Source organism: Pseudomonas sp. Irchel s3b6, assembly GCF_900187415.1.
Classification (GTDB): Bacteria; Pseudomonadota; Gammaproteobacteria; order Pseudomonadales; family Pseudomonadaceae; genus Aquipseudomonas.
In genome coordinates this window covers 126,171-152,295 of record NZ_FYDM01000003.1, presented here as the reverse complement: position 1 = coordinate 152,295, position 26,125 = coordinate 126,171, and the positions used below count along the sequence as shown (strand labels likewise).

The window sequence follows — 26,125 nt, the reverse complement described above, 5'->3', positions numbered from 1 at the left end:
CAAGGTCATGAAAAAAACTCACCAATGGAACCTGTCTTACTTCGCGATCGGGTTAGTCGTGCTCTCCCTCGTTCAGTTTCTTTTTTTCGAACGTCGAGTCGTACAGACCATTCCTTACAGTCAGTTTCTGCAACTGCTGAGTGAGCAAAAAGTCAGCGACTTGCGGGTTGAGAAAGATCGGATCAGCGGCAAACTGCAAATACCCATCGATGGGCACAACCTGTTCTCAACGGTGCGGGTCGACCCAGCGCTTTCGGCGGATCTCGCTGGATCTGGCGTCGGATTCACCGGGGTCAATGAAAACACCTTCATGAACAACCTGCTGGGTTTGCTGCTGCCCTTTGTCCTCATCATAGTGATCTGGCATTTCCTGTTTCGCGGGTTGGCAGAAAAACAAGGCGTCGGCGGACTGATGAACATCGGCAAGTCCCGGGCCAAAGTGTTCGTGGAACGCGATACCGGGGTGACCTTTGCCGATGTCGCCGGCATCGATGAAGCCAAAGCCGAACTGGTGGAGATCGTCTCGTTCCTCAAAGACAAGGCCAAATACGCACGCCTTGGGGCGCATATTCCAAAGGGGACGTTGCTGGTCGGTCCGCCGGGCACGGGCAAGACCCTGGTGGCGAAGGCCATCGCGGGTGAAGCCGGCGTACCGTTTTTTTCGATCTCAGGCTCCGAATTTGTCGAAATGTTCGTTGGCGTCGGTGCCGCCCGCGTACGTGATCTATTCGATCAGGCCAGGCAGGCGGCGCCCTGCATTATCTTCATCGATGAGCTCGACGCCCTGGGCAAGATGCGAGGCATCGGCGCGTTTGGCGGCAATGACGAAAAAGAGCAGACCCTCAATCAGTTACTGGCTGAGCTGGACGGATTCGATCCCCGTGAGGGCGTTGTCCTGCTGGCCGCGACCAATCGACCGGAAATTCTGGACCCGGCACTGCTTCGGGCTGGCCGGTTCGACCGGCAGATCCTGATCGATCGCCCCGATCGCAAAGGCCGGCATGCGATTCTCAAGGTCCATCTGCAGAAAATCACAGCGACACCGGACCTCGATTGTGAGCGTATCGCCGACATCACCACCGGTTTCACTGGCGCCGATCTAGCCAACCTGGTCAACGAAGCCGCCATCGTGGCCACCCGCCGCGGCGCCGAGTCGGTCCGCCTCGACGATTTCACCGCGGCGGTGGAACGTATCGTCGCGGGGGTTGAGCGCAAGAGCAGCCTGCTGCACCCCGACGAGCGCCAGGTGGTGGCGTATCACGAGATGGGGCATGCCCTGGCCGCCAGCAGCCTGCCCGCCATGGATCCGGTCCACAAAGTATCGATCATCCCCCGCGCCGTCGGCTCGCTGGGCTATACCCTGCAGCGACCGACCGAAGATCACTTCCTGATCAGTTGCCAAATGCTCAAGGACCGGATTATCGTGCTGATGGCCGGACGCGCCGCCGAGTTCCTTGCCTATGGCCAGATTTCCACTGGGGCCGCTGATGACCTGGGACATGCTACCGATATTGCCCGACAGTTGATCACCCGGTTTGGCATGAGCCCGGAACTCGGTCAGTCGGTACTCGAACGGCAACATGCAACCTACTTGGGCGAACGCATGCAGGGAAGTGGCGAGAAAGACTATTCGGAACAAACCGCACGGGAAATCGACCTGGGGATCCGCGCCTTGCTCGATGAGGCCTATGACAAGGCCAAGGCACTGCTCGAGAACCGCCGGAACGATCTGGATGCCGGTGCTCGTCTGTTGCTGGAAAAGGAGACCCTGACGCCCGAGGAGTTTCCACCGCTCCTGCCATTGACGCCGGCCTCGGCCTCATATCGGCCGATCTCGACGCCGCGATGACAATCAAACAGTGTTTGGCGTAACCGTAGTACTGGGAGAATGAATCGCCCCTGTTTTTCTTTTTGCATGATTTAACGTCAACTGCCGGCGACAGGCGCCCATTGCCAAAGTGTCAGCTGATAACGATCCAGGTTGTTGATCGCCGCCATGTCGAATGGCGTGGTGCAACGTTTCTCTCGATGCCGTTCAGCTCCATCCCGGTCGTGAGTTTCCCGCTCGTCGAATCCTGTCCGGGAACAACCATACGACACGTCTCCTGCTTCGCTCAGGAACTATGCTTGATGGACCGATAGAGGGGGCTTTTAGCATGCCTGAATCCCACCTGTACCCAAACCACCATCTCAAGGCCGCATGTGCCAACTGTAGCGTGTCGGAGTTGTGCCTTCCGCTTGGTCTGACGGGGCAGGAAATCGAGCGCCTGGACACCCTGATCATGCAACGATTCAAGGTTAAAAAAGGCGCGGCCCTCTACCGCGCAGGCGATCCATTGCGCTCGCTGTATGCGGTCCGTATCGGCTCGTTCAAGACCAGCATGGTCTCAGTCGACGGTCGAGAACAGATCACCGGCTTTCAAATATTTGGCGAGATGCTTGGCCTGGACGCGATCAGTGCCGACGAACATGCCTGCAGTGCGTTCGCCCTTGAGGACAGCGAGGTCTGTCCTCTCCACTTCGCTCAACTGGAGAAGCTCGCCCAGGAGTTGCCATCCTTGCAACACAGCCTGAACAAACTCCTGAGCCGTGAGATCGTTCGCGATCACAGCATGTTGATGTTAATGGGCAACATGAACTCGGATGAGCGCCTCGCGGCTTTTCTACTGAACCTGTCGCAGCGCCTGAGCATGCGTGGTTACTCATCCACGGAGTTTGTCCTGAAAATGCGTCGCGAGGAGATCGGCTCCTACCTCGGGCTGAGGCTGGAAACCATCTGCCGGGGCATCGCGCATTTGCGGGATCTAGGACTGGTGGAGATATCGGGCCGAGAAGCCAAAGTCTTGAACATGGAGGGACTCAAGCAACTGGTTGCGGGGTGTCATCGGTCAGCCCCTCGCTGAGACCCGGGCGCCTGGCCAGATCAAAGGCGCGATCGTAATCACCCTCTGATCGTTGACTCCGCTACTTGACCGCCAGAATACTGCCCGGAACCGAATACAGTGCGCGCTCCGTGTTACTTCCGATCAGCCGGTCGATCCCCACGCGATGCACAGTGCCCATCACCACCACATCGGCAAGGTACTGCTCGACAAACTCACTGATCACCGGCACCGGCAAGCCCATGACGAAATGCCTGCGCTCCGGCGGCACACCGTAGCGATCCGCCAGCGTGACGAAAGCCTGATGCAAGGACGAACGCAACGCCTCAATAAAGTCCACACCCCAACCACCGCTGACCAGCGACGCATCGCCATTGAAAGCGGATGACAAGTCATAGGCATAAAGCAGGTGCAATGGTGCATCACACTGCTGGGCCAGTGCGTTGGCAGTCTGGATGATGGTGTCGTTCAGGCCACTGATTTGGGTTGAGGGATCGAACGGATCCACCGCCGCCACGACGCGGTGTGGCAAGCTGTAACGGGTCTGATTGACCAAGTGCACGGGGATCCGGCACTCGCGAAGCAAGTGACAATCGAGCGGTGTGATGAAGACACGCTTGAGTACGGGTTCCAGGGTGACATCCTTGATCAACAGATCTGGATTGAGCTCTGCGACCGCCTTCAGAATGTCCAGCAGTGGGTGGGTCGTAAAGATGACTTCGACCGTCACTTCCAACCCTTGCCCGCTCAGCCGCTCGATCTCGTCGGCCATCCAGCGGCGATAGCGCCGCAGATAGCGTTGATACCCTGCGTCGTCGACTTTTTCTTCCCACAAATGAGCGAGCGGTACCGGTTCGACAAAGGCACGCACATCCAGCGCTGCCCCGCTAGCCTTGGCCAGCGCGACTGCACGCAGCATGGCTGGAGACTGGTGCAGGGTTTGATCGGCGATCAGCAGTAAACGTTGATATTGACCCATCACACACCTCAGCAAGATACCGGGTTAAGCAAAGCGCCGGTCAGTTTCAAGACTGCACGCATCGCCCCTCCCCCCGGTTGATTTACATCAAGCACGAGCGAATGAACGCCCTCCTTCACCGGTGTCTGATCCAGATCAGATTCAAGTGCCGCCAGCTGTGTAAAAAGAAATGAGCCGCGTGGTTCGTCACTGCGTGCAAATCGTTCAAACAGGATGGAGGGTCACACTATGCTCACTGTCAAAGACCACAATGACCGGGCCGCTGCTGCCTATGCCTCGGTCACTGGACAACACTGGATCGAAACGCTGAAGGACGGCCGCCATGTGCTGATCCGGCCATTGGCGAAAAAAGACCGCGAGCGTGAATACGACTTTATCAAGCGTCTGTCTCCCGAGTCCCGGCACATGCGTTTCCTTGCACAAATCAGCGAACCGAGCACCTCCATGCTCGATCAATTGATGGACACCGACAACAAACAGCGCATGGCCTATATCTCACTGGTGCACGAAAACGGCCAACTGATCGAGATCGGCGTCAGCCGCTACGCGGCCACGGGCGAGCATGAATGTGAATGCGCAGTAACGGTTGCCGACAAATGGCAGCATTTGGGCCTGGGTACTTTGCTGATGGAACATTTGATCAAGACTGCTCGAAAAAACGGTTTTCGCCAGATGCATTCGGTTGATGCCTCCAGCAATGCTGCCATGCGTGACCTGGCCAAGTCTCTGGGTTTCGAGACGCACAATGATCCCGATGACAGTCGTCAGGTCATTCATCGCCTTTACCTGTAAAAAGTCGCCCCCGCGACGTTCCGGCCAACGGTCCATCGCGGGGTGATCAAGCACTCATGATTGCAACATCCTGCCTGGCTTGATCGCCAGGATACTGCAAGGCGCTCGATGCAGGAGTTGTTCCGCGGTGCTCCCTAATCGCTTGCTCAACCCTTTATGCTGCACCGTCCCCATCACAATGACATCTGTACGGTGCTGCGCGGCAAATTCACAAATACTGAAAATCGGCGCACCCTCGATGAAATGCCTACATTCCGGTGGCACTCCGTGGCGTTCGGCCAGGGCCGCAAACGCCTCGTGTTGAGCCGTTCCCAAGGCTTGATAAATACCGGTGGCCAGGGGGAGTACGCCAAAGCCCATGTCTTGGGCATATGCGACCGTCCAGTCATACACATGCACTAACTCAAGCCGGGCTTCACTGAGTGAAGCCAGTTTCGCCGCGGCGTCGATAATCTGGTCGTTGAATACAAGATCCTGCTCTTCGCTACGCAACACATCGACGATGACCAGTATGTTACGTGGCCGCGGGTTGAGGCCATTGGTCACCAGGTGCACTGGAACCGGACAATCGCGCAACAATTTCCAATCCAGTGGAGTAAAGAAGACTCGTTTCAACGCTGACTCTTCCTGAGCATCCTTGACGATCAGAGCCAAAGGCATCTCGTTGACGAAATGAAGAATCTCTTCGTACGGGTCCTGTATCCAAACGACCTCACTCGTGACCTCAATGCTGTTTTTGCTCATCATTTCAGCTTGCTGTTCGAGCCATTGCCGATGGGTTTGAAGGTAGCTCTCCCGAGCCAGATTGATTTGCTCGGAGGCGAACAGGCCAGCCACAGCCAAGGCCTGCAAGTAGTCGAAAGCTACAATGTGCAACGGCAACTGCATCGCATGAGCTAATGCGCCGGCCCGGTCGAACGCCGGTGTGCGGGTCATGGTTGGGGGGGCGATCAACAATAAATGCTGAGTCTGCGACATAGGACACCTCGGCACGCAGCTTTCTGGATGGAGTCAATGACCTCCAGATTGAGCGTTCCTGGTTCAGGCAACTTGATCTTTGTCAGCTACACGGCGTGACACGCGCAAGTACAGCAAGATGCCGCCCCACATCGCAAGCCTCAGACAGAGCTGACCAGCAATGACAATGGTCAGCATGGTTCGCTACTTCAGAAGGAGTAACAGACCGCCTGCGGCCATACCCAAGAGGAAGTACAAACTCTCCAGACCGGCCTTGCGGGAGGACAGTGCATATGCATAGATGCCTTTGATGAGGTTATTGCTGGCGGCGGCAATGATGATTGCCGATGCTGCAACCGGTAACGGTGTCACGCTCGACGCTGACTGCGTCATACCCAGAATGAAGGGATCAACATCTGTGACCCCCATCAACAACGCGAGCGAATACACCCCAGCCACCCCCAGGTACTGGATAGTGAGTTGGGTCGCAACCAGCATGCCCACAAAAAGGCCTGCAAACAAAAGCGCGGCGCTGAGCTCCAACGGATTCTTCGGTTCCAGTGTTCCCGTCCCCTTTGGCGCATCTTTGTATCCTTTTCGAGACCAAAGCCAACCGATGAGCATCGCAACGCTGCCCAGCGCGACAAAGGACACTGCCAACTGGCTCATCAACGCTCGATTGAACAGCACCAACAACACAGCCAGGCGCAAATACATAACGCCGGAAGCAATCAGAACGGCGCCGGAATAGAGGTGTGCCTGTTCTTCCTGGTGCGATTTTCTGGCGAGCACCACCGTCGTCATTGTCGATGAATAGGCGCCTCCAACAAATGCGCAAAGCAACACGCTGTTCTGGGGCCTTATCACTCGTTGCAAGACATAGCTGCCGTAAGAAAGCGAGCTTACCGCGACCACGACGAGCCAGGTCGTGAAAGGATTAATCTGGAATCGTGTAAATGGCGTATTGGGCAATAACGGCAGGATGACTGCTGAGAGCAAAAGAAATTTTGCAAAGGTCAGAATGTCGGTTGTCTCAATGCGTTTTGCCAGATTTTCCAACTGCGTCTTGAGTTCGAGAAGAATGATACTTGATACCGTCAGTGCGGTGGCCAACCAGAACATGTCGTGATAAACCAGGGCACCGACCAGATACGTGGCAAGCCCGATCATCTCGGACGCAATGCCCGAATAACCTGACAACGAAAGCCGGTGCCAGTAGGCCATCAACAGGAAGGCTGCAACCACAGTAAAACCCAGTGTCTGAGGTATCAGTTCGCCACCAGACAATACTGCAATGGAATAACCGATGAGCCCAATCAGTGGATAAGTGCGCACGCCCCCAAATGCATAGGGATCATCGTTGACCTTGCGCTCTTCCCTCTCCAGTCCGATAAGAAAACAAAGGAACAGAACAAAGAAAATGTGTGTGGCATCGGTGGGTAGCCAGCCAAAGATATTCATCTTGCATTGTCAGATCAGACGCCAAGAACCTTTGACACTATAGTCGCAACTTGGCGCAGCGACACGTTTCAGGAGCACCGCTGGCAGACTGCTGGAGGATTTCACGGGTGCCCTCTGTGTTGCATGCCACCTCCTGAGCCAGGCAGGATTGGGACGCTGGGGAATATTGAACAAAGAAACAAGCCTCGAACAACGGATTTGACATACATCAAGTCGCCGACATCGGGCAGGAGTAAATAACAAAAAAGACTCCCGTTCCGCTCGTCCATCACTTGCCGGAGTGCAGCTCATGCCTCATGTACGATCTTTGTCTGATCCTGTGGCAGCTTTCCCCGCGGTGTCGAGATTCCTGGAGTGTCGGCAATGAACATCAAGATCGAAAAAGATCCCGTACTCAATCATTGGTGGGTTCACATGGACCAATGGGCGGCGCGTTTTCGCAGCCTGGATGAAGCCAATTCGTTTGTTCAACGGTTAAACGAGCGGATAAATGCACCGCATTCATTGGCAATGATCGCGTATCGGCCGCTGTGGTCAGGCGCCATTTCATGTAGCCCTGCGCCCGGCAACAGATCAGTACCGCCTGTACGGGCGCATCGCGTGCATGCATGATAAGGCCTCCCCTGCGCTCCCATGCGACGACGCGTATTTCAAGCCTGTTGAAGTCGATGTAGCTGGTTTACCGATCGAGGTGAGGCCTATTTATGCTTTCGTTAGTGTTAGCCAATACGCTGGTGGTGATAACGGCCGTGATCATCCATTACGAATGCTTGTTGCGCCTTAACGATTGGCTGCCCAAGATCAAGGTCTGGAGCCGATTCCGAATAGTCGTGGGTGTATTCGGCGCATTGGTGGCACATGCCATTGAAGTCTGGTGCTTCGCCCTGGCTTATTACTTGATGGTGCGCTCCGGTGACTGGGGAGTATTGCAAGGCAACTTCGATGGATCCTTTCTCGATTGTGTGTACTTTTCCTTTACGACCTATACCACTATTGGTTTTGGCGACATCTCACCAACCGGTCGCCTTAAACACCTGACCGGATTACAAGCACTGACCGGTCTGGTGCTTATTTCCTGGACAGCATCGTTTTTATTCGTCGAAATGCAAAAATACTGGAAAGCCAAATAAATCGGCACTTTACCTGGCGTATTCCCCCTGCGCCTTGCACCATCCTGCCACCCAAGCCAGTACCTTACGCCATGGTTAACCTATAGGCGCTCGGGTGCAATCGACCGGGTGCCGAACTCAAGTATTCACCTGCCTCGTTGAGCGGTCGCTACGCTGGCAAAACCGTTCATTGTCCAGACTGGCGGGGTAACACATGCATCGTTGGAAAAGTGGACCTCAATGCCAGGTCGGATGCCGATTCGAACACTGAATCGATACAGAACGCCTCGTCTGCTTCGCTAACCCCTTCGTAATCGGCCGCATCCAAAAGTTCGGTCTTGAACAATGCCAAGCGTAGGATGCCATTTCTGTCGAGGAAGACCTTCGACAGGCATTGGCAGACCGGCAACGAAATAGAGGGGGCTTCATCGCTCTCGCCACTGGCCTGGAGCCTGGCGTCCAGGTTACTTTTACAGGCACTGACGATCGCCTCGGTGGAGCGCGCTGCGAAAAATAACGTCAGTGGGTATCCCGTGCCCAGCAGGAGCAGGATACATAATGCAATATTCGATTCTTTGGCGTAGGTCTTGGTCAGGCCGAGCTTTTTTTTCCAGTTGGTTTGTGCCGGGCTGAAAATGCTCTTGCCGACCAGCAGCGTGTATCTGTGCTGCACCATGACCCCAATGGCCATGCTACTGATCACCAGTAACAAAACAATCCAGGGATGGGCCATCAGGCGGTCGAACGCCGGTTCGAACCAGGTGACAACCGATAACAGCAACACCAGGCTGCCCACTGTCGCCAGAAAACCAAAGCTGCTCCGGGGCCTTTTCAGCCAAGCCGCCAACTTCTCTCTATTATCAGCGTTCACCCTTGCCCTCCTCACCCTTGCGTGCGTAAAAAGTTGCCGCCCCCGGGATATGCCCGACCGAGCGCAGGAGCACATGCCCGCCTTTCTTTATATCAAGATGACTGTACAACGAGAGCGGATCAAACAGCTTCAGCGTCCGTTGTGCGTCTTCTTCGGCGTACAGCGACTTTGCCGGATGATGTTTGGAGTATCCACGGCGGTTTACATATACAGCTTCCTGTTCCTGCAAACGTCCGCAATCGATCAATCCCCGCCTGGCATTGTGCCCCAATAGATGCTTGCTACCTGTGACGATACTAGTAGCGCCGACGAAGAAGAGTTGCATGAGCATACCCTCAGAAGCTGGATGGAACCCGTTCAGGGTGCGCTTTGCTTCCTTCAATTATTTGACTTTCATCAACTCTGAGCACACTGGCAGTCAGCTGAATGCTTGATCAAAATCAAATCCGTGCCGTAGTGCTGGTACATGATGGGGCCATCTCTGTGTGGCGGTAGATAACTAGGGGTGTGTGCCATGTCCGAACACCTGCGACTCATGCTGCTGGCCCCATCAACCATGCACCACCCCGCCGCATTCGACAGGGCAACGGCGCTGGCGAAAATCAGGGGGGAACCGATCCATATCGTGGCGTTCGACTATGTTGAAGGCCTGGCAAGCGCTGGGCTCTTCAGCGACCAGGCACTGGCGCGATTTCGCCAGGAGTATGTTCAGCACCATCGGCAATGGCTCGAAGAGCAGGCGTTGTCCATGCGCGCAGCGGGAATCGAGGTGACAACCGAAGTAGTTTGGGTTGAAAACCCGCTGAAGGAAATTCTGCTGCATCTGCACGAGCAGCCTATTGACATGTTGATCAAGGATATCGAGCACGAGTCGTTGCTCAAGCGTGCAATGTTCACCAGTCTGGATGTGCATTTACTGCGCGAGTGCAGCGTGCCTTTGCACTTCGTCTGCAAAACACGCAATGCCCTGCCCCGCAAGATAGTTGCAGCAGTCGACCCATTCCATCCAGATGACCAGTACAAAGGTTTCAACGATCGCATCATCTATGAAGCATTGAAGCTTGGCATGCAATGCAAGGCTGAAGTCGATGTGCTCTATGCCCACGACCTCTCTTCACTCGACACGTCGGAATTTACCTGGGGAACCCCTCTATTCCCGGCGGCGAGCAAGGCCCGTAGTTTGTTCGATGTTCAAGTCGCAGCGTTCGACGAGATGATTGAACGCAATGGTATCCCAGCCGAAAGCCAGCATATGATCATGGGCCATCCTGCCAAAGTGCTCACCAATTTTGCCGCAGCCAACAACATTGATGTCATCGTCATGGGACGCGTACATCATCGCAGCCGGGGTAATACGGTGGGCAGCACCGTAGAGCAAATTCTCTACAAAATGCCCAGCAGCGTTTTGGTCATAACCCCCGAAGAACTCTGTGGCTGAGGTCCAGATGCGAAGATAATCAAGGTGTCTCCGGTTTTACCGTCAGGACACTGCAAGGCGACAGGTTCAATGTCCGCTCAGTCGTGTCACCCATCAGTTTATCCACTCCCTTGGGTTGGATGATACCCATGACCACCACATCCACTTCGAGTTCGTCTACCAGATCGGCGATCACAGCAACCGGCGCCCCCATGACGAAATGACGACGATCCGTGCCAACGCCATAGAAGTCCGCCAGCTCAATAAAAGGTTCGCGCAGTACTGCACGAAGCTCCTCGACCCAGTCTGTGGCGCCCCCAGGTTCAGCAATAAATGCTGGCGAGATTTCATAGGCATGCAACAGGTGCAGTTGAGCGTCACATTGCAGCGCCATTGTCGCGGCCGCGCGTATGATATCGTGGTTGAAATCGAGCAACTTTTGATCCGAACTGGATGTGTCGACAGCGGCAACGATTAGTTTGGGCAATGCCCGCCGGGCTTGATTCACCAGATGGACCGGTACCGGGCTCGCGCGCATCAACTGACAATCAAAGGGGGTGACAAACACTCGTCTGAAGGTTGATTCGCAATGGGTATCCTTGATGACCAGGTCGGGTTTGAGTTCGGATATGTAATCGAGCAGATCCTTGATCGGATCCTGCATCAGGATGGCATCACTGGTCACTTGAACATCGTTTTGCCGCAAGGCGCCAACCGCCTCCGTCAATTCTCGACTGTATTGTTTTAAATGCTCGGCAGTGGCCTGGTGTATGTAGCTTTGGCCTGCAGGTTCAACCAGGCCAAGTACATGTAACGAGGCACCGGTCTCTGTGGCCAGAGCTTTGGCTCGCTGCGTCGCCGCTGAATGCGGGAGATCACGACTGGCGATCAACAGCAACTGTTGATATTGACTCATTCAAGACCTCCATTGATGCCAATTGGCTATTGGCACCATCAAAAGCAGGTGTATTTGATTGTGGCGCTTGTTCATGTCCCAGGCTTGATTTACATCAATAATCGCTACCCGTCGAACATCGGTTTGATGTGGATCAATCGCAGCGTCTCTGAGTGATGTTCGTATGTACTTCAGAGACCCCGTCGCGATGTTGGCCAAGCTCAGCATGAACGGGCCTAGCCATTAGAGACCGTCATGCGTACCTCTCTGAAATTTATCCTCAAGGCCCTGCTCATGGGCAGGGTCGATGAGCAACCTGCGCAGCAGTCGCCTTCCTCGCCGGCTCAATCAGCAGTAGCGTCCATCTCGATGCATAACCAAGCCATGACCGAGCAAATGCAAAAGATGCAGGCAGCATTCGACAAAGTGGCGACTGCCAAAACACCTACCGAACGACAGGCCTCCATGCAAGAAAGCACGAAGACGATGAAAGACAGCTTGGCCATGCCTGTGCTACCCCGCGGTCCTCGATCCCCGGCACCTGGCGTTCACGCGACGGTCCAAACAGAACAACCAACCCGCTGGCAATCTTCGTCGCGGGTGGATGACTGTGCCGAGGGCCACCATGGACATTGTCGAACTCAAGCGCTTTCTGCTGTATTGCCTCGCCATCAACTACTCCATCCTTCTGCTGTGGTTTCTGGTCTTCAGCTGTGCCCATGACGGGCTACTGCGCCTGCACAATCGCTGGTTCCAACTGCCCCGGGAGCGTTTCGACGCCCTGCACTACGCAGCCATGGCGTTGTACAAAACCGGCGTGCTGCTGTTGAACCTGACGCCCTGGCTGGCATTGCAACTGATGGGCTGAACCACGGGAGCCGAGTGTTCAGTGAGCCCCCCCACCCACTGAGCGACCTGGAAGCATCCGAGTCGAGCTTGCAACCGTGCGCTGTCAACGGGACCCTGGCTCAAGCACGGTCACCGTGGCGGTGGTCCCGGCGCGCAGGCGCCCTTTGCCGGCGTACTGTGGGTCTATCGCGATCCGCACCGGCACCCGTTGGGCCAGCTTGACCCAGGTGTAGCTGGGGTTGATGTTGGCCAGCAAACGACTGCCCGGGAGGTTCTCTCGATCGCTGATCGCAAAGGCGATGCTCTGCACCACGCCACCGAAGGTCTCGCCACTCATCAATTGAATCCGCACCCGGCTGCCCTCTTCGATCCTCGGCAGCTTGGTTTCTTCGAAGTAACCACTGACATAAAACGAGTCACTGTCGACCAGCGCCAACAGCGCGCTGCCTGCGCTGGCGTAGTCGCCCTCGCGGGTCAGCAGGTTCGTCACATAGCCACTGATCGGCGCCATCACCCGGGTGCGTTGCAGGTTCAGTTCGGCCTGGGTCAATACCGCCATGGCCAGCTGGACATTGGCTTGCGCCAGACTCAGGTTGGCCTGGTTGCTCAGCAGCTCGGCCTGTGCCACGGCCACTTCGGTGCTGGATTTCTCCCACTCTTCGCCAGAGATCGCAAAGCCCTGCTTGAGTTCGCGTCGCCTGCGCTCCTCGCTTTGGCGCTGCTTGAGGAGGGCCTCGCTGGAAATGATCGCCGCCTGCGACTGGCCCTGAGTCGCCTTGGCCACTTCAACCGAGCGCCGGACATGTTCGACCGCCAGTGCATAGCGCGCCGGGTCGATTTCCAGCAACAGCTGGCCCTTCTCCACATGCTGGTTGTCCTGCACCTTCAAGCTGACGATCCGCCCCGAGACATCGGCGGACAGCGTCACCACATCGGCACGCACCCGTGCATCCCGGGTCCAGGGCGACCGTGTGTAATGCTCCCAGGCGAACCAGCCGAGCAACACGGCCAGCCCCACAACGACCAGCGTCACCAGTTGCGCAACGATTTTGTTTACAGTCATGAGGCCCCCATCAGCAAAATCACCACCGAGCACACGCAGGCATAGAGCGCCCCTTCAAACAGCGCTTCATGCCAGACAAACTTCAACAGACCGCTGCGCCGTATGCCCCAGTCCAGCAACAGGAAGACCGGCAGCGCCAACAGCAGGGCCTGGGCAATCGGCGGCAAGTAGACGCCACCCAATTCGAAATCAATGGGCAAGGACCGGCACTCCCATGTCCGAGGGTTGAAGAAGCTCGCGATAGCGTTCGATGAACGAGGCCACGATCAACAGTGCGACCCGGATACGGAACACTGACCATAGCTGTGCGTGACCGGATGCCCGTTCGCCGGCGTGCAACTGGTCGAGTTCCTCTCCGAGGGCGCGCAGTTCATCCACCAGTTGATCCAGATCGATACCCGGCCGGTCAGCGATGTAGCGGCCGGTCTGGCGCAGGATCGACTGCAAACGCTCATTGGCCTGCGGGCTCAGCAGCGCAGTGTCCTGACCTTGTTGCTTGAGCTGATTGAGGGCCACACCCAGGGACATGCACGCCAGGCTGACCTCGTACAGCTCATGGCTGCGAGGGTCGTTGGCTGCGGGCAACAACCCGAGCATCATCGTCAGGCGATCGACCATGCGGCTTTCAAAGGCAAACTGCTGCTGGTCGGCGGTCGAGGTCTTGAGCAGGAGGTAGACCTGTTCACGGGTCTCGCGGTACAGCCGGTTGATGCGTTGCACCGGATCGAAGGGAAATACCCACGAATAAACCAGCAGCGACAGCACCCCGGCGCAGACATAGCCCCCGGTGAATTCGAACCACTGGATGGCACTGTTCTGCCAGGCCCCGATGTTCTGCGGGCCGACCATCAGGAACGTCGACAGTCCCAGCCCCATGGCAATCCCTGCGGTCGCCGGGCTCGCCAGCCCGACCGCGATCACGTAAAGCAAGGGCACCAGGATCAGGGCGAGCATTTCGAAATCAGTGACCGCCGGCACCAGCATGAACTGATAGATGGCCGAAACGACCAGGGCCAGTCCCAAGCCCCGGACATAGTTCTGGCTGGCCGCCAGCGGCCGTGGAAAGGTGGCCATCAACGAGCACAGGATGCCCACCAGAATCATGCCCGCACGGGCACCGTCCCAGCCGGTTTCGATCCAGATCAAGCCGGACACCAGCAGTGCAATGAATGCACGGGTCGCGTTCATTGCCGCCAGGCGAACGTCCAGGTGCAAGGGGTTGCTACGTGGTTGCGGGTAGACACAGCTGGCTTCACGACCGCTCTGGATGGCGTCGCTCAGCTCAAGGATTTCTTCCAGCTGTTGCAGCAGGCGCGCCTGCTCCCAGCGCAACGCCCACGCCAGCGAACGCAAGGTGGCCGGCATGCGTTCGCTCAGTTGTTCGGCCTGCTCCGCCAGGTGATCAAAGCGTTGCTGGAGCACCTTGAACTGATGCCGAGCCTCATTGGGCAGCGAGCGCCCTTGCCTGGCCAGCTCGTCGAGAAACACCAGTTCGTCTTCACGCAGACGCTGGATATGCTCGGGAAACTCGCCTTCCCAGCGTTCACCGATCAGTTTGCGCTGATGGCGCAACACCGTCAGGCGTGAGGTCAACAATACCAGCTGATTGCCCAGCAGTTGCACCAGGCCGTTGGCACTGCGCAAACGCGGGGCATCGAAGTACAAGTGCCGACGCAGCCCTTCCAGGGCACTGATCTCACCCAGCAGTTGCAACTGGCGCTTGTGAAAGTCCGCTTCGCTTTCTTCGGTACGGATCACGGCCGCCGCGTGCTGCGCCATCAGTTTCAGGACCTGGTCGACCTTGGCAAAATAGCCCCGGGCCACCGCCTCCGGCCGCGCCGTCAGCAGGCTGACCACGCAGACACAGGCGACTGCCAGCAGGGTCTCGGTGATCCGGGTAATAGCCAGCATCAAGGTGTTTTCCTGCTCGGGCACCGCCAGCAAGGCCACCACCACCGCCGTGAAACCACTCAGGACAAAGGCATGCGAGCTGGTGTAGCGCAGCAAGGTGCCCCCGGCGGTACATAACGCCAGCCACAGCGCCAGGGTAACAATGAACGGCAACGGTGCCTGGGGAAACACCGCCATGATCAACACCGCGACCGCAGCGCCCACCGTGGTGCCGATGATTTGCGAGAAACTGCGCTGCAGGGCCATGCCCCCCAGCGGCTGACTGACGATGATCACCGCCATGACCGACCACTTGGGCTGATCAAGGTCGAAGATGAACGCCAGGTACAAGGTCAGCAGGCCGGCGGCGACGGTGCGCAAGGCAAACAGCAACACCCCGAGGCCGGGGTTGAACACAACCTTGAAGTAATTGATCAGTGGCTGCATCGGGAAACGCCGAGGCCGCTCATCACACGCGTTGCCACGGCAACGCAGGCGCGGTCAGACGTGCCCCGTCAAACCCTTCTACCTCGCCAAAGCGCTCCAGGTCCCGGCTGTTCCAGGCCTCGAGGGCCTTGGCGATATCCTCCTTGCTGTGGCCAACGAAGTTCCACCACAGCTGTATGTCCTCGGCAAAGGGTTCGCCTCCCAACAGCAAGGCACGCGAGCCCGTGGTACAGGACAACTCGACCTCATCGAGGCCGCGCCCCAGATAGGCCAGTTCGTTACTGGCAAAGGCCTGCCCGTTGATCGTGAACGCGCCTTCCAGCGGCAGGATGCCGTACTCGAAGCGCGGCTCCACGGCCAATCGAATCGAGGCCGCGCCCTGGCTCGACAGGTCCAGCCCCACCAGCGGTGAATAGATACGGCTCGGGGCGGTGCGACCGGCGAAGGTGCCCGCCAGCAGGATGACCTGTACCCCGCCGTCGACCCAGCCCGGCAGGTCCGGATAGTGATCGAACGCGGGCGCGCAATCCTTGTCGGCCGCGGGCAAGGCAATCCATAACTGCGCGGCGTGCAGATGATGCTCATCGGGCAGGGATTCTTCGGTGTGGGTGATACCACGCCCGGCGGTCATCAGGTTCACCTGGCCGGGGCGAATGACCTGGACATTGCCCAGGCTGTCGCGGTGCAGGACCTCGCCCTCGATCATCCAGGTGAAGGTCTGCAAGCCAATGTGCGGATGAGGACCGACACGCAGGCCGGCCTTGCTTTCAAACACCGCGGGGCCGGCGTGATCGAGAAAACACCAGGCCCCGATCATGCGTCGTTGGCGCGAGGGCATCAGGCGGTTGACCGTGATCCCGCCCCCCACTTCAGCGGTGCGCGCGGTGATCCGCTGGATCGCACGACTGCCCTCCTGCACCGGACAGTCCCAGGAGGTGTACAGCTGACAGGGGGATTCTTGATTACTCATCGTTTATCTCTCGGATAACCAGGACCAGGGTTTCGTGAGCCAGTCCTGAATGGCATTAAGCAGGGCGCGCAGCTGTTCGAGAAGGCGCCCGACGGACAGCCGGCCCCGGGCCTCGAAAAGCGTTGGAACCCCAGCGATCAACAACCCTGGCCGGTTCATCGTGTATGCCCTGCCCTTCGGTTCAAACGGCTACGCGCCCTTCAGCAGCGGATGAATCAGGCATGCGTTCGCCTCCTCCCCTAAGCGTAGCCGCTGGGTTGGGGTGTTCCGTGTCGTCACGCAAGGTAAATCGGCAGTGACTGCCAGGGCTCGTCGACCGCCGTCGACACAAACAGGCCCCGATCGCTCAGGGCCTGTTCGACAGCCTTACTTGCCGGCGGTCAGGGTGGTGTAGCGGGTGATCAGGTTGCGGTAGTCCGGGATAGGGTTGGAGAACAGCCTCCCCAGCCCTTCGATGTCATTGCGACATTAGCCTCCGTCAAGCCGGTTATCGTGGCTCCCTGCTCGCCGGCGCGCCATCCGTAGAGGATCCCTGGTCACTTGCCACACGCAACTGCAGGGCGTCGACCAAGCCCGTCGCCACGGCCATGCCGACCAGGTCCGCCAGGGTCTCGGCCTGCATGCGCTTCATCACCCGGGATCGGTACAAATCGATGGTTTTCACACTGACCGCCAGTTGTTCGGCCACCTCGCGGTTGGTGTAGCCACGTACCAGCGGCAACAACACATCACGCTCCCGGGGCGTCAGGCTGTCCAGGCGCGCCTGCACCTCTAGCACCCGTGGGTCGACAGCGCCCGGCTGCGGCTCGCGACTCAGCGCTTGTTGCACGCTGTCGAGCAACAGTTGTTCGTTATAGGGCTTCTCGATGAAATCCACCGCGCCGGCGCGGAAGGCGCGAACCACAATCGGCACATCGGCATGGCCGCTGACAAAGATGATGGGCATGTGGATGCCCCGTTCACGCAGAGCTTCCTGCACATTCAGGCCGCCCATGCCGGGCATGCGCACATCCAGCAACACGCAACCGCGACTGCTGGCATCGCAGGCCTCGAGAAACGCCCGCCCGCTGGTAAACGGCAGCGCTTGCAGACCCACGGACTCGAACAACCAGACCGTGGAGTCGAGCATGCCCTGGTCATCGTCGACCACGTAGACCCTTTGTTGCTGTTGCGATGTCATTCACTCATCCTTTTATTATTCTGCGTGCGGCCCCGCCTCGCGGTCCCGCACCTGCAACCATCACCCGCGCGCAGGCTACGATTCCTCGTTGCGCCCCAGCGGCAGGCTGCACACCAGGCAGAGCCCCGACGGCTCCGCGGGTTGAGCCTCCAGCGCCCCGCCAAAGCCCTCAATGATACTGCGGCTCATCGACAGTCCGAGCCCCAGCCCCTCCGGCTTGCTGGTGTAGAACGGGGTAAAGATATGCTCCAGTTGCTCGACGCTGACGCCTGGCCCCTGATCGCGGACCCAGACGCACAAGTGGCCGGCGCGCTCCCCGGCACTCAAATCAATGCACGATGGCTGGCCCGGGTGACGCTCACGGTTGGCATCGATGGCATTGCGCAACAGATTGAGCAGCACCTGCTCGAGCAGCACCGGATCGGCATACACCGACGGCAGATTGTCCGCCAGTTGCTCGTTGATGGTCACCTGGCAATTGCTCGCCTCCCACTGGCACAAACGCACGGCCTCCCGCGCCGCCTGAGCCATGTCGAGCTTCTGTGAGCGCCGCTGGCCCTTGCGCAGAAAACCGCGCAGGCGCTTGATCACCAACGCGGCATGATTGGCGTGTTCGTTGATGCGCTCCAGGCCCTGCGCCACCTTCTGCGCCGCCTGGGGATTGCTGGCGATGGCCTTCAGATAACGTTGGCTGGCGCTGGCATAATTGACCACCGCGGCCAGTGGCTGGTTGATCTCATGGGCGATGCCCGACGCCAGCTCACCCAGTGTCACCAGTCGGGCCGTATGCGCCAGTTCGTCCTGGTGACGTCGTTGCTGGGCTTCGCGCAATTCACGCTCGGTCATGTCCCGGGCCACCAACGAGTAGTAACGCTCCCCACTGGTAGCCCGGTGAGCCAGCACCACTAGGGACACCGGCAACGATGCGGCTTGATTCAAGGGCAGTAACCGCACTTCGGCACTCCACACTCCCAAGGCGTCGGCGCTGGACCAGCCATTGGCCTGCAGGTTGAGCAGGTCATCGCGCGCCAGCAGTGCATCGAGCGCGGGCAGCGGCTGGCGCTCGGTAAGGCCCAGGGCATGTCGCGCCGAAGGGTTGAGGTAGGTCAAGCGTCCACCGGGATCGATAAACAGCACCAGATCAGTATTGGCCTCGACCACTTCGGCCAGGCGCCGCTTGTTTTCTTCGGCCTGCACCCGTGCGGTGATATCCCGCGACACGCTCACCACCTCGACCACCGCGCCGGTGTAGGTTTCACGGATGGCCCGGCTGGCGGTTTCAAACCACAGGTAGTGACCGTCGCGATGGGCAATGCGAAAGGTCATGGTGTGGTAACCGTCCTGCTCCAGTGCCTCACGCGCACTGTGGATCAGTTGTTGTTGATCCTGGCGGTGAAGCAGCGCCTGGGCCCGGGTGCCGCGCAGCGCCTGCGGCCAATAGCCCAGCAGCGTCCAACTGGCTGGCGAGGCATCCAGGAAGCACCCGTCCGGCGTATGCCGGGAAATCAGGTCGGTGGTGTTCTCGGTGATCAAACGGTACAGCCGACTGGCTTTGGCGGCCTCACGCTCCGCCACCACCTGAGCGGTTGCCAGTCGACCACGGGCCAGTACCCGCTGCTCAAGAGGGTCCGGAATAAACTGCCAGATCAGGACCTGACCGTCGAACTGAGCCTCGACGTCGGCAATGGGACGTTCTTGCTGCAGGCAGGCACGCACCAGTTGCCGGTGGTTCACCGGCAGCAACCCGGTCGCCGCGCACAGGGGCCGATCACCCAGCCACGTGAGCAGCGCCGCATTCGACTCCAGTGGGCGGGCCTGGGCGTCAAGCAACAGGCTCGGTTGCGGGTCGGCGCCCAGCAACGGGCTGCCACGCCGTTGCCGTGGCAGGCTCTCCAGCAAGGCCAGCAGCAGCTCATGGATGAATTCCAGCCACTCCAGGCCAACGCCCTCCTCCAGCTCCACCAGCAACACGCCTGGCTGACCCTCGTCCAGCGACAACGTGAGCACCTGGCCGTGACGCAGCGCGGCTCGCCGCACACGTCCGGCCAACCAGCACGGTAGCAGGCGCAGCTCGGCAAGGCTCAAGCGTGGTTGCCGGGCCAGGGCGTCGAACAATGGCTGATCGCTGGCCTGCAATGGATCGCCAAAACCTGGCGGTAGATGGGGTGGGTTGCCTGCGTGCTTGTAGACACCGGCGCTGGCTTGCCAGCCAAGGAAAAAGCACTGGCGCACCTGCGGGCAGGCTTGCAGCGTGCGACGCAACCCATCGGCACGCACCGCCAGCGGTAGCGCCTCGCGCTGCAGGCTCAACCAGTTGCGTAACTGCGCGCGAACCTCACTCATGCATGGCTTTCCTTGAATCATCGGGAGTGCGCGCGGCACAACGTCCACGGTCAGACAGGCTTGCACTATATAGTAATATAACTATACGCATATAGTCTTACTTCCATATCGGCATTGGTGAGTATATAAAGATTCGCCAGCGGTAAAAACAAGCACCTGCGGCCTCATCGATGCAGGGCATACAAGAGCAAACAATCTGCCATGGGTACCCGAATGTCGATCTATGAACAGGGCCTTTCGCCGGCCCCGACCAACCACATCGCCCTCTCTCCCCTGAGTTTTCTCGAGCGTACGGCAAGCATCTATCCCCACTACCCCGCCGTGATTCATGGCGCTATTCGCCGTGACTGGGCCCAGACCTATGCGCGCTGCCGACGCCTGGCCTCGGCCCTGGCCGGTCGTGGCATCGGCAAGGGCGATACCGTGGCGGTGATGCTGCCCAATATCCCGGCGATGCTCGAAGTGCACTTTGGCGTGCCAATGATCGGCGCGGTCCTCAACACCCTCAACGTACGACTGGACGCCGAGGCCATCGCCTTCATGCTCCAGCATGGCGAAGCCAAGGTACTGATCACCGACCGCGAGTTCCACGACGTGATCCACGCGGCGGTGGGCATGCTGGATCACCCGCCCCTGGTGATCGATGTCGATGACCCGGAATACGGCGAAGGCCAGGCCGTCAGCGACCTGGACTACGAAGCGCTGCTCGCCGAGGGCGATCCGGCTTTCGCCTGGCAGTGGCCGGATGACGAGTGGCAGGCCATCAGCCTCAACTACACTTCCGGCACCACCGGCAATCCCAAGGGCGTGGTCTATCACCACCGCGGCGCCTACCTGAACGCCTTGGGCAACCAGATGACCTGGGCCATGGGCAACCACCCGGTGTACCTGTGGACCCTGCCGATGTTCCATTGCAATGGCTGGTGCTACCCCTGGACCATCACGGCACTGGCTGGCGTGCACGTTTTTCTGCGGCGCGTCGACCCGCAGAAAATCCTGTACCTGATCCGCGAACACAACGTCAGCCACCTGTGCGGCGCACCCATCGTGCTCAACGCTCTGGTGAACATGCCCGAGTCCGCCAAGGCGGCCATCGAGCATCCGGTCAACGCCATGGTGGCGGGCGCCGCGCCACCGGCCAAGGTGATTGGCGCCGTGGAAGAAATGGGCATCAAGGTCACTCACGTCTACGGCCTGACCGAGGTCTATGGCCCGGTCACCGTCTGCGCCTGGCATGCCGAGTGGGATGAGTTGCCCCTGGAGGAGCGCGCCAGGATCAAGTCGCGCCAGGGCGTGCGCTACCCGACGCTGGAGGGTGTGATGGTCGGCGACCCGAAAACCCTGGAGCCGACGCCCCGTGACGGCGAAACCATCGGCGAGATCTTCATGCGCGGCAACACCGTGATGAAGGGCTACCTGAAGAACCCCAGCGCGACCGCCGAGGCGTTCGAGGGCGGCTGGTTCCACACCGGCGACCTGGCGGTCTGTCATCCCGATGGCTACATCGAAATCAAGGACCGCCTCAAGGACATCATCATCTCCGGTGGCGAGAACATCTCCACCATTGAAGTCGAAGGCGTGCTCTACCGTCATCACGCGGTGCTGGAAGCCGCCGTGGTCGCGCGCCCGGATGAAAAATGGGGTGAAACCCCCTGCGCCTTCATCACCCTCAAGGCGGGTCATGAAAGCACTCTTGAACACGAGATCATCAGTTTCTGCCGCAGCCACCTGGCCGGGTTCAAGGTGCCGAAAACCGTGGTGTTCACCCTGCTGCCCAAAACCAGCACCGGGAAAATCCAGAAGTTCGTCCTGCGCGACATGGCCAAAGCGCTCTAGATCCGAACCGAGCCCACCGGGCCCTCGCGCCGGGGCACGGTCAAGCCCCGCCGTTATCAAGCACCGGCACTGCCGGTGCTTGATGGTCGCCCCCTCCCGCACATCGACAAGAGGTCACCCATGCCCACGTTCAACGCTCCACTGCGCGACCTGCGCTTTGTCCTCCATGAAGTGTTCGAAGCCCCGCGCCTGTGGGCACGCCTGCCGGCCCTGGCGCACAGCGTGGACGCCGACACCGCCGACGCGATTCTCGAAGAAGCCGCCAAGGTCACCGGACAACTGATCGCCCCGCTCAACCGCAGCGGCGATGAAGAAGGCGCGCAATGGCTGAATGGCGAGGTCAGCACCCCTCGCGGCTTCAAGCAGGCGTATGCCACCTACATCAACGGCGGTTGGGTCGGTTTGTCCGGTAACCCGGGCTACGGCGGCATGGGCATGCCCAAGATGCTCGCCGTGCAGTTCGAAGAAATGCTCTACGCCGCCGGCTCCAGTTTTGCCCTGTATTCGGCCCTGAGCTCCGGCGCCTGCCTGGCCATCGACGCCCACGCCAGCGAAACCCTGAAAACCACCTATCTGCCGCCCATGTACGAAGGCCGCTGGGCCGGTTCCATGTGCCTCACCGAAGCCCATGCCGGCACTGACCTGGGGTTGATTCGCAGCCGCGCCGAGCCACGGGCCGATGGCAGCTATTCGATCACCGGGAGCAAGATCTTCATTACCGGTGGCGAACAGGACCTGACTGAAAACATCATCCACCTGGTACTGGCCAAGCTGCCCGATGCACCGACCGGGGCCAAGGGCATTTCACTGTTTCTAGTGCCCAAAGTCATGGTCAACCCCGACGGCACGCTGGGTGCCCGTAACGCCGTGAGTTGTGGCTCGATCGAGCACAAGATGGGCATCAAGGCCTCGGCCACCTGCGTCATGAACTTCGACGGTGCCATCGGTCATCTGATCGGCGAGCCGAACAAGGGCCTGGCGGCGATGTTCACCATGATGAACTACGAGCGCCTGTCCATTGGCATCCAGGGCATTGGCTGCGCCGAGGCCTCTTACCAGGCGGCGGTCGGCTACGCCCGGGAACGCTTGCAGAGCCGCGCCGCCACCGGTCCGGTGGCCGAGGAAAAGGCCGCCGACCCGATCATCGTGCATGCCGATGTACGGCGCATGTTGCTCAGTATGAAAGCCATGACCGAGGGGGGACGCGCCTTTGCCTGCTACGTCGGGCAGCAACTGGACCTGGCCAAGTTCAGCGATGATGCCTTTGAGCAACAGCAGGCCGCCGCCCTGGTGGCCCTGCTCACGCCGGTGGCCAAGGCGTTCTTTACCGACACCGGACTGGACAGCTGCATCCATGGCCAGCAGGTGTTCGGTGGCCACGGCTATATTCGCGAGTGGGGTCAGGAGCAGTTGGTCCGCGATGTGCGGATCGCGCAGATCTACGAAGGCACCAACGGGATCCAGGCCCTGGACTTGCTGGGTCGCAAAGTCATGGCCAATGGCGGTGAAGGCTTGCGCTCGTTCACCGCACAGATCCGCGAGTTCGCCAGCCAGGCAGACGCCCCTTTTGCCTCGCCGCTGCTGGATGCCGTGCAACGCCTGGAAAACACCAGTGACTGGCTGCTGACCCAGGCCAAAGGCAGCCCCAACGAAGTCGGTGCCGCGTCGGTGGAGTACCTGCACCTGTTCGGCTATGTCGCCTATGCCTGGATGTGGGCACGCATGGCCGTCGTAGCCCGGCAGCATCATGCACAAGAGCCGGCCTTCTACAGCGCCAAGCTGGCCACCGCCGAGTTTTACTTCAGCCGCTTGCTGCCCCGCACCCTGGGTCTGGAAGCCTGCATTCGCGCCGGCAGCGCGCCGCTTTACGGACTCAGCGCCGAGCAGTTCTGACGGGGCGCTGCGCCGATCGCCAAGGTCGGCGCAGCCCGGTCACGCCTCGGCCTTGTCTTCAGGGGGAGGCTCAACCGCCTCCAGGGTTTTCAGCAGCTCTGCAATCTCGGCGGATTGACGGGCCGAGGCATCGCTCAATTCGCCAACCTCACGCTGCAAGTGGGCGACCTGCTCCAGCAACACCTGCTTGCCGCCTTCCACTTGCGCCACCTGGATCGTCAACGCACCGATTTCACTGCGTTGACGATCCACCACCGTTTCCAGTCCCAGATTGGCCTTGTGCTGCTGCCGGGCCTCGGTGAGCAGACGCTCGTTATCGCGGTTCAACTGCGTCACTTCATCCTGCTTGATGATCAGCGTCTGCTGCAGGTGACGCATCTCCATCTGCACCTGTTGCAACTGACCCTCATGTCGGCGCTGCTCCTGCTCCCGTTGCTCCTTGCTCGCGGCGCGGTAGTGCTCAAGCGCATCACGGGCATGCTGGTGCTTTTCTTCCAGGGAGCGCACCTGCTCCTGCTTGTCCTTGAGGTGCACCTCAAGGTCCAGGTTCGACTGGCTCAGCCGTGCATTGCGGGTCTGTTCGGCCTGCAAGGTCGTACGGCAGGTGTGCAGTTCGCCGGACTCGGTTTCCAGGGCGACATGCTGGATATCGTGCTGCTGTTGCAGGTGCGCCAGCGTAGCCTGGCTGGCGCTGAGTTGCTCATTGAGTGCAGCCTGCTCGGCCTGGGACACCTTCAGCGCCTGTTCGAAGCGCTCCTCGCTCTCTTCCTGCAAGCGCAACGCCAACCGTGACACCAGCTCGCCAAGCTCGTCGCTGAGGGCCTGCTGGGGCGCGCCACGGCGCAGATCGAGGTCTTCGAGCTCCTTCAAATAACGATGAATCGTGGTTTTCGAGCCGGTATTGCCCAGCTCTATCCGTACGGCATCGATGCTTGGATGTTCTCCACGCGCCAGCAATGCCTCCCGCGCTTTCTGCACGATTGCCTTGTTTACGCCGCCACGGGCCATGTGTTGCTCCTACGATTTCGTACTGTATTACGTACTATGTATATACATTCCATTGATGTCAAAGCCAACGATGCCAATTAGCGTGTTTGTCTGATTGAATAATTGAGCGTTATCGCATCTCTAATCGTCAAAACTGCGTTTACTCGTGTGATCCAGTACGCCAGAACCGGCCCTGGAGACGCGCACGCTAAAATGTCGTCAATGCCCAGCAAAATCCACAGCAGAGCCCGCACCCCGCCGGGCGCCGGACGGAGTAAGGTAGGTAAAACCCCAAGCCTGAGGTACGCCGTGGCGTCCTATTCCCTGCGTCAGTTGAAGTACTTCGTCACCACCGTCGAATGTGGCAGCGTTGCAGAAGCCTCCCGCAAGCTGTACATCGCCCAGCCGTCGATCTCCACGGCCATCAAGGGCCTGGAAGACAGCTTCGGCGTGCAGTTGCTGATCCGTCACCACGCCCAGGGCGTGTCATTGACTCCCAGCGGCGCGCGCTTCTACCGCAAGGCCCAGGAACTGCTGCGCATGGCGCGGGAGTTCGAGCAGAACGCGCTGGCCGACAACGATGTGGTCAGCGGGCAGATCGATATCGGCTGCTTCGAAACCGTCGCCCCGCTCTACCTGCCGCGCCTGATCGCCGGTTTTCACCAGCGCTACCCGGGCGTGGAGATTCGCCTGCAGGACGGCGAACAGCAGGAACTGGTGCAAGGCCTCACGGGTGGACGCTTCGACCTGGCGATCTTTTATGAACACGATTTGGACAGCACCATCGAGACCGAAGCGCTGATGGCCCCGCAACGGCCCTATGCCTTGCTGCCGGTGGGGCATCGGTTTGCCGATCAGGCCCAGGTGTCGCTGCGAGATTTGGCGCTCGAGCCGATGATCCTGCTGGATGTGCAGCCGAGCAGGACGTACTTCGTGAGCATTTTCGAAGAGCTGGGGCTGACCCCGAACATCGTCTTCAGCTCGCCGTCGATCGAAATGGTGCGCGGCATGGTGGGCCAGGGCTTCGGCTTCGCGGTCCTGGTGACGCGGCCACACTCGAGCAGCACCTACGATGGCCAGCAGTTGGTCTGTGTGGCGATTGCCGAGGACGTCACAGGTTCGGCGCTGGTCGCCGGCTGGCTCAAACGTGCGCAGCTGACCAAGCCTGCGCAGTTGTTTGTGGAGTACTGCAAGGAACAGTTTGCGCAATGGTTGATGTGAGGCCGCGCTTGATGCCTGCCGATGGGTAGGAGCGAGCATGCTCGCGATGAACTCAAGCGCAACGCGTTTATTCAGAACGCACG

At 59.3% G+C, this 26,125-nt stretch carries 23 protein-coding genes and 1 pseudogene; 10 read left to right on the top strand and 14 right to left on the bottom strand.

All coding sequences use genetic code 11. The annotated features are described in order from the left end of the window. The first annotated feature begins 7 nt into the window (after window positions 1–7). Entirely contained in the window at window positions 8–1,849 is a 1,842-nt protein-coding gene (gene ftsH / locus CKW07_RS06820) for an ATP-dependent zinc metalloprotease FtsH (RefSeq protein ID WP_095144180.1), read from the top strand. 307 nt (window positions 1,850–2,156) lie between these two features. Beyond that, complete coding sequence (fnr, locus tag CKW07_RS06815) at window positions 2,157–2,903, top strand: fumarate/nitrate reduction transcriptional regulator Fnr (protein WP_095144474.1); 747 nt, start codon at window positions 2,157–2,159, stop codon at window positions 2,901–2,903. A 61-nt stretch (window positions 2,904–2,964) separates the two neighbouring features. Here the strand turns inward: fnr and CKW07_RS06810 are convergent, their stop codons facing one another. Next, window positions 2,965–3,861 (bottom strand): universal stress protein, encoded by an 897-nt coding sequence (locus CKW07_RS06810; protein ID WP_095144179.1) that lies wholly within the window; start codon window positions 3,859–3,861, stop codon window positions 2,965–2,967. 228 nt (window positions 3,862–4,089) lie between these two features. Here CKW07_RS06810 and CKW07_RS06805 point away from each other — a divergent pair, with 228 nt between their 5' ends. Then, on the top strand, window positions 4,090–4,653 hold the full coding sequence (locus CKW07_RS06805) for a GNAT family N-acetyltransferase (protein ID WP_095144178.1): 564 nt from the start codon (window positions 4,090–4,092) through the stop codon (window positions 4,651–4,653). 54 nt (window positions 4,654–4,707) lie between these two features. On the opposite strand, the gene CKW07_RS06800 is transcribed toward CKW07_RS06805, so the two are convergent. Both CKW07_RS06800 and CKW07_RS06795 read right to left on the bottom strand, forming a co-directional pair. After that, complete coding sequence (locus CKW07_RS06800; RefSeq protein WP_095144177.1) at window positions 4,708–5,631, bottom strand: universal stress protein; 924 nt, start codon at window positions 5,629–5,631, stop codon at window positions 4,708–4,710. Between the two features lie 183 nt (window positions 5,632–5,814). Further along, entirely contained in the window at window positions 5,815–7,071 is a 1,257-nt protein-coding gene (locus CKW07_RS06795) for an MgtC/SapB family protein (protein WP_176465287.1), read from the bottom strand. Window positions 7,072–7,434: 363 nt separating this feature from the next. On the opposite strand from CKW07_RS06795, the gene CKW07_RS06790 reads away from it, so the two are divergent. Both CKW07_RS06790 and CKW07_RS06785 read left to right on the top strand, forming a co-directional pair. Beyond that, on the top strand, window positions 7,435–7,683 hold the full coding sequence (locus tag CKW07_RS06790) for a hypothetical protein (protein WP_095144176.1): 249 nt from the start codon (window positions 7,435–7,437) through the stop codon (window positions 7,681–7,683). 92 nt (window positions 7,684–7,775) lie between these two features. After that, a complete protein-coding gene (locus CKW07_RS06785) occupies window positions 7,776–8,201 on the top strand; it encodes a potassium channel family protein (protein ID WP_095144175.1) in 426 nt (141 codons plus the stop codon). A 166-nt stretch (window positions 8,202–8,367) separates the two neighbouring features. Here the strand turns inward: CKW07_RS06785 and CKW07_RS06780 are convergent, their stop codons facing one another. Together CKW07_RS06780 and CKW07_RS06775 are read right to left on the bottom strand one after the other, a co-directional pair. Further along, window positions 8,368–9,051 carry a hypothetical protein gene (locus tag CKW07_RS06780; protein ID WP_095144174.1) on the bottom strand — a complete coding sequence of 228 codons (684 nt, stop codon included), beginning with the start codon at window positions 9,049–9,051 and terminating at the stop codon, window positions 8,368–8,370. Next, the gene (locus CKW07_RS06775; protein ID WP_141234431.1) at window positions 9,041–9,376 is read right to left on the bottom strand and encodes a hypothetical protein; all 336 of its coding nucleotides are present in this window, start codon (window positions 9,374–9,376) and stop codon (window positions 9,041–9,043) included. Before CKW07_RS06775 ends, CKW07_RS06780 begins: the two co-directional genes overlap by 11 nt. Before the next feature lie 189 nt (window positions 9,377–9,565). Here CKW07_RS06775 and CKW07_RS06770 point away from each other — a divergent pair, with 189 nt between their 5' ends. Continuing rightward, on the top strand, window positions 9,566–10,489 hold the full coding sequence (locus CKW07_RS06770; protein WP_095144172.1) for a universal stress protein: 924 nt from the start codon (window positions 9,566–9,568) through the stop codon (window positions 10,487–10,489). A 19-nt stretch (window positions 10,490–10,508) separates the two neighbouring features. On the opposite strand, the gene CKW07_RS06765 is transcribed toward CKW07_RS06770, so the two are convergent. After that, complete coding sequence (locus CKW07_RS06765; protein ID WP_095144171.1) at window positions 10,509–11,384, bottom strand: universal stress protein; 876 nt, start codon at window positions 11,382–11,384, stop codon at window positions 10,509–10,511. Window positions 11,385–11,988: 604 nt separating this feature from the next. On the opposite strand from CKW07_RS06765, the gene CKW07_RS06760 reads away from it, so the two are divergent. Further along, window positions 11,989–12,231 (top strand): DUF6868 family protein, encoded by a 243-nt coding sequence (locus tag CKW07_RS06760; RefSeq protein ID WP_095144170.1) that lies wholly within the window; start codon window positions 11,989–11,991, stop codon window positions 12,229–12,231. An 84-nt stretch (window positions 12,232–12,315) separates the two neighbouring features. Here the strand turns inward: CKW07_RS06760 and CKW07_RS06755 are convergent, their stop codons facing one another. The 7 genes and pseudogenes from CKW07_RS06755 to CKW07_RS06725 form a co-directional block, all read right to left on the bottom strand. Continuing rightward, window positions 12,316–13,275, bottom strand: coding sequence for an HlyD family secretion protein (locus tag CKW07_RS06755; protein WP_095144169.1), 960 nt, complete (start codon window positions 13,273–13,275; stop codon window positions 12,316–12,318). Further along, complete coding sequence (locus CKW07_RS06750) at window positions 13,272–13,475, bottom strand: DUF1656 domain-containing protein (RefSeq protein WP_095144168.1); 204 nt, start codon at window positions 13,473–13,475, stop codon at window positions 13,272–13,274. The genes CKW07_RS06755 and CKW07_RS06750 overlap by 4 nt, the downstream gene beginning before the upstream one ends. Then, window positions 13,465–15,612: an FUSC family protein gene (locus tag CKW07_RS06745; protein WP_095144167.1), complete on the bottom strand. Its 2,148-nt coding sequence runs from the start codon at window positions 15,610–15,612 to the stop codon at window positions 13,465–13,467. The genes CKW07_RS06750 and CKW07_RS06745 overlap by 11 nt, the downstream gene beginning before the upstream one ends. 22 nt (window positions 15,613–15,634) lie before the next feature. After that, complete coding sequence (locus CKW07_RS06740) at window positions 15,635–16,582, bottom strand: pirin family protein (RefSeq protein ID WP_095144166.1); 948 nt, start codon at window positions 16,580–16,582, stop codon at window positions 15,635–15,637. A gap of 366 nt (window positions 16,583–16,948) precedes the next feature. Then, window positions 16,949–17,047 (bottom strand): annotated as a pseudogene (locus CKW07_RS25645) (hydrolase); the annotation flags it as partial. Window positions 17,048–17,069: 22 nt separating this feature from the next. Next, window positions 17,070–17,762: a response regulator transcription factor gene (locus tag CKW07_RS06730; protein ID WP_095144165.1), complete on the bottom strand. Its 693-nt coding sequence runs from the start codon at window positions 17,760–17,762 to the stop codon at window positions 17,070–17,072. A gap of 75 nt (window positions 17,763–17,837) precedes the next feature. After that, window positions 17,838–20,105 (bottom strand): PAS domain S-box protein, encoded by a 2,268-nt coding sequence (locus tag CKW07_RS06725; RefSeq protein ID WP_095144164.1) that lies wholly within the window; start codon window positions 20,103–20,105, stop codon window positions 17,838–17,840. A gap of 213 nt (window positions 20,106–20,318) precedes the next feature. Here CKW07_RS06725 and CKW07_RS06720 point away from each other — a divergent pair, with 213 nt between their 5' ends. Both CKW07_RS06720 and CKW07_RS06715 read left to right on the top strand, forming a co-directional pair. Continuing rightward, window positions 20,319–21,941: an acyl-CoA synthetase gene (locus CKW07_RS06720; protein ID WP_095144163.1), complete on the top strand. Its 1,623-nt coding sequence runs from the start codon at window positions 20,319–20,321 to the stop codon at window positions 21,939–21,941. 120 nt (window positions 21,942–22,061) lie between these two features. Next, window positions 22,062–23,834: an acyl-CoA dehydrogenase C-terminal domain-containing protein gene (locus CKW07_RS06715; protein WP_095144162.1), complete on the top strand. Its 1,773-nt coding sequence runs from the start codon at window positions 22,062–22,064 to the stop codon at window positions 23,832–23,834. 39 nt (window positions 23,835–23,873) lie between these two features. Here the strand turns inward: CKW07_RS06715 and CKW07_RS06710 are convergent, their stop codons facing one another. Next, window positions 23,874–24,842, bottom strand: coding sequence for a DNA-binding protein (locus CKW07_RS06710; protein ID WP_095144161.1), 969 nt, complete (start codon window positions 24,840–24,842; stop codon window positions 23,874–23,876). Between the two features lie 288 nt (window positions 24,843–25,130). Between CKW07_RS06710 and CKW07_RS06705 the strand changes: the two genes are divergently transcribed. After that, entirely contained in the window at window positions 25,131–26,042 is a 912-nt protein-coding gene (locus CKW07_RS06705) for a LysR family transcriptional regulator (protein ID WP_095144160.1), read from the top strand. Window positions 26,043–26,125: the final 83 nt, after the last annotated feature.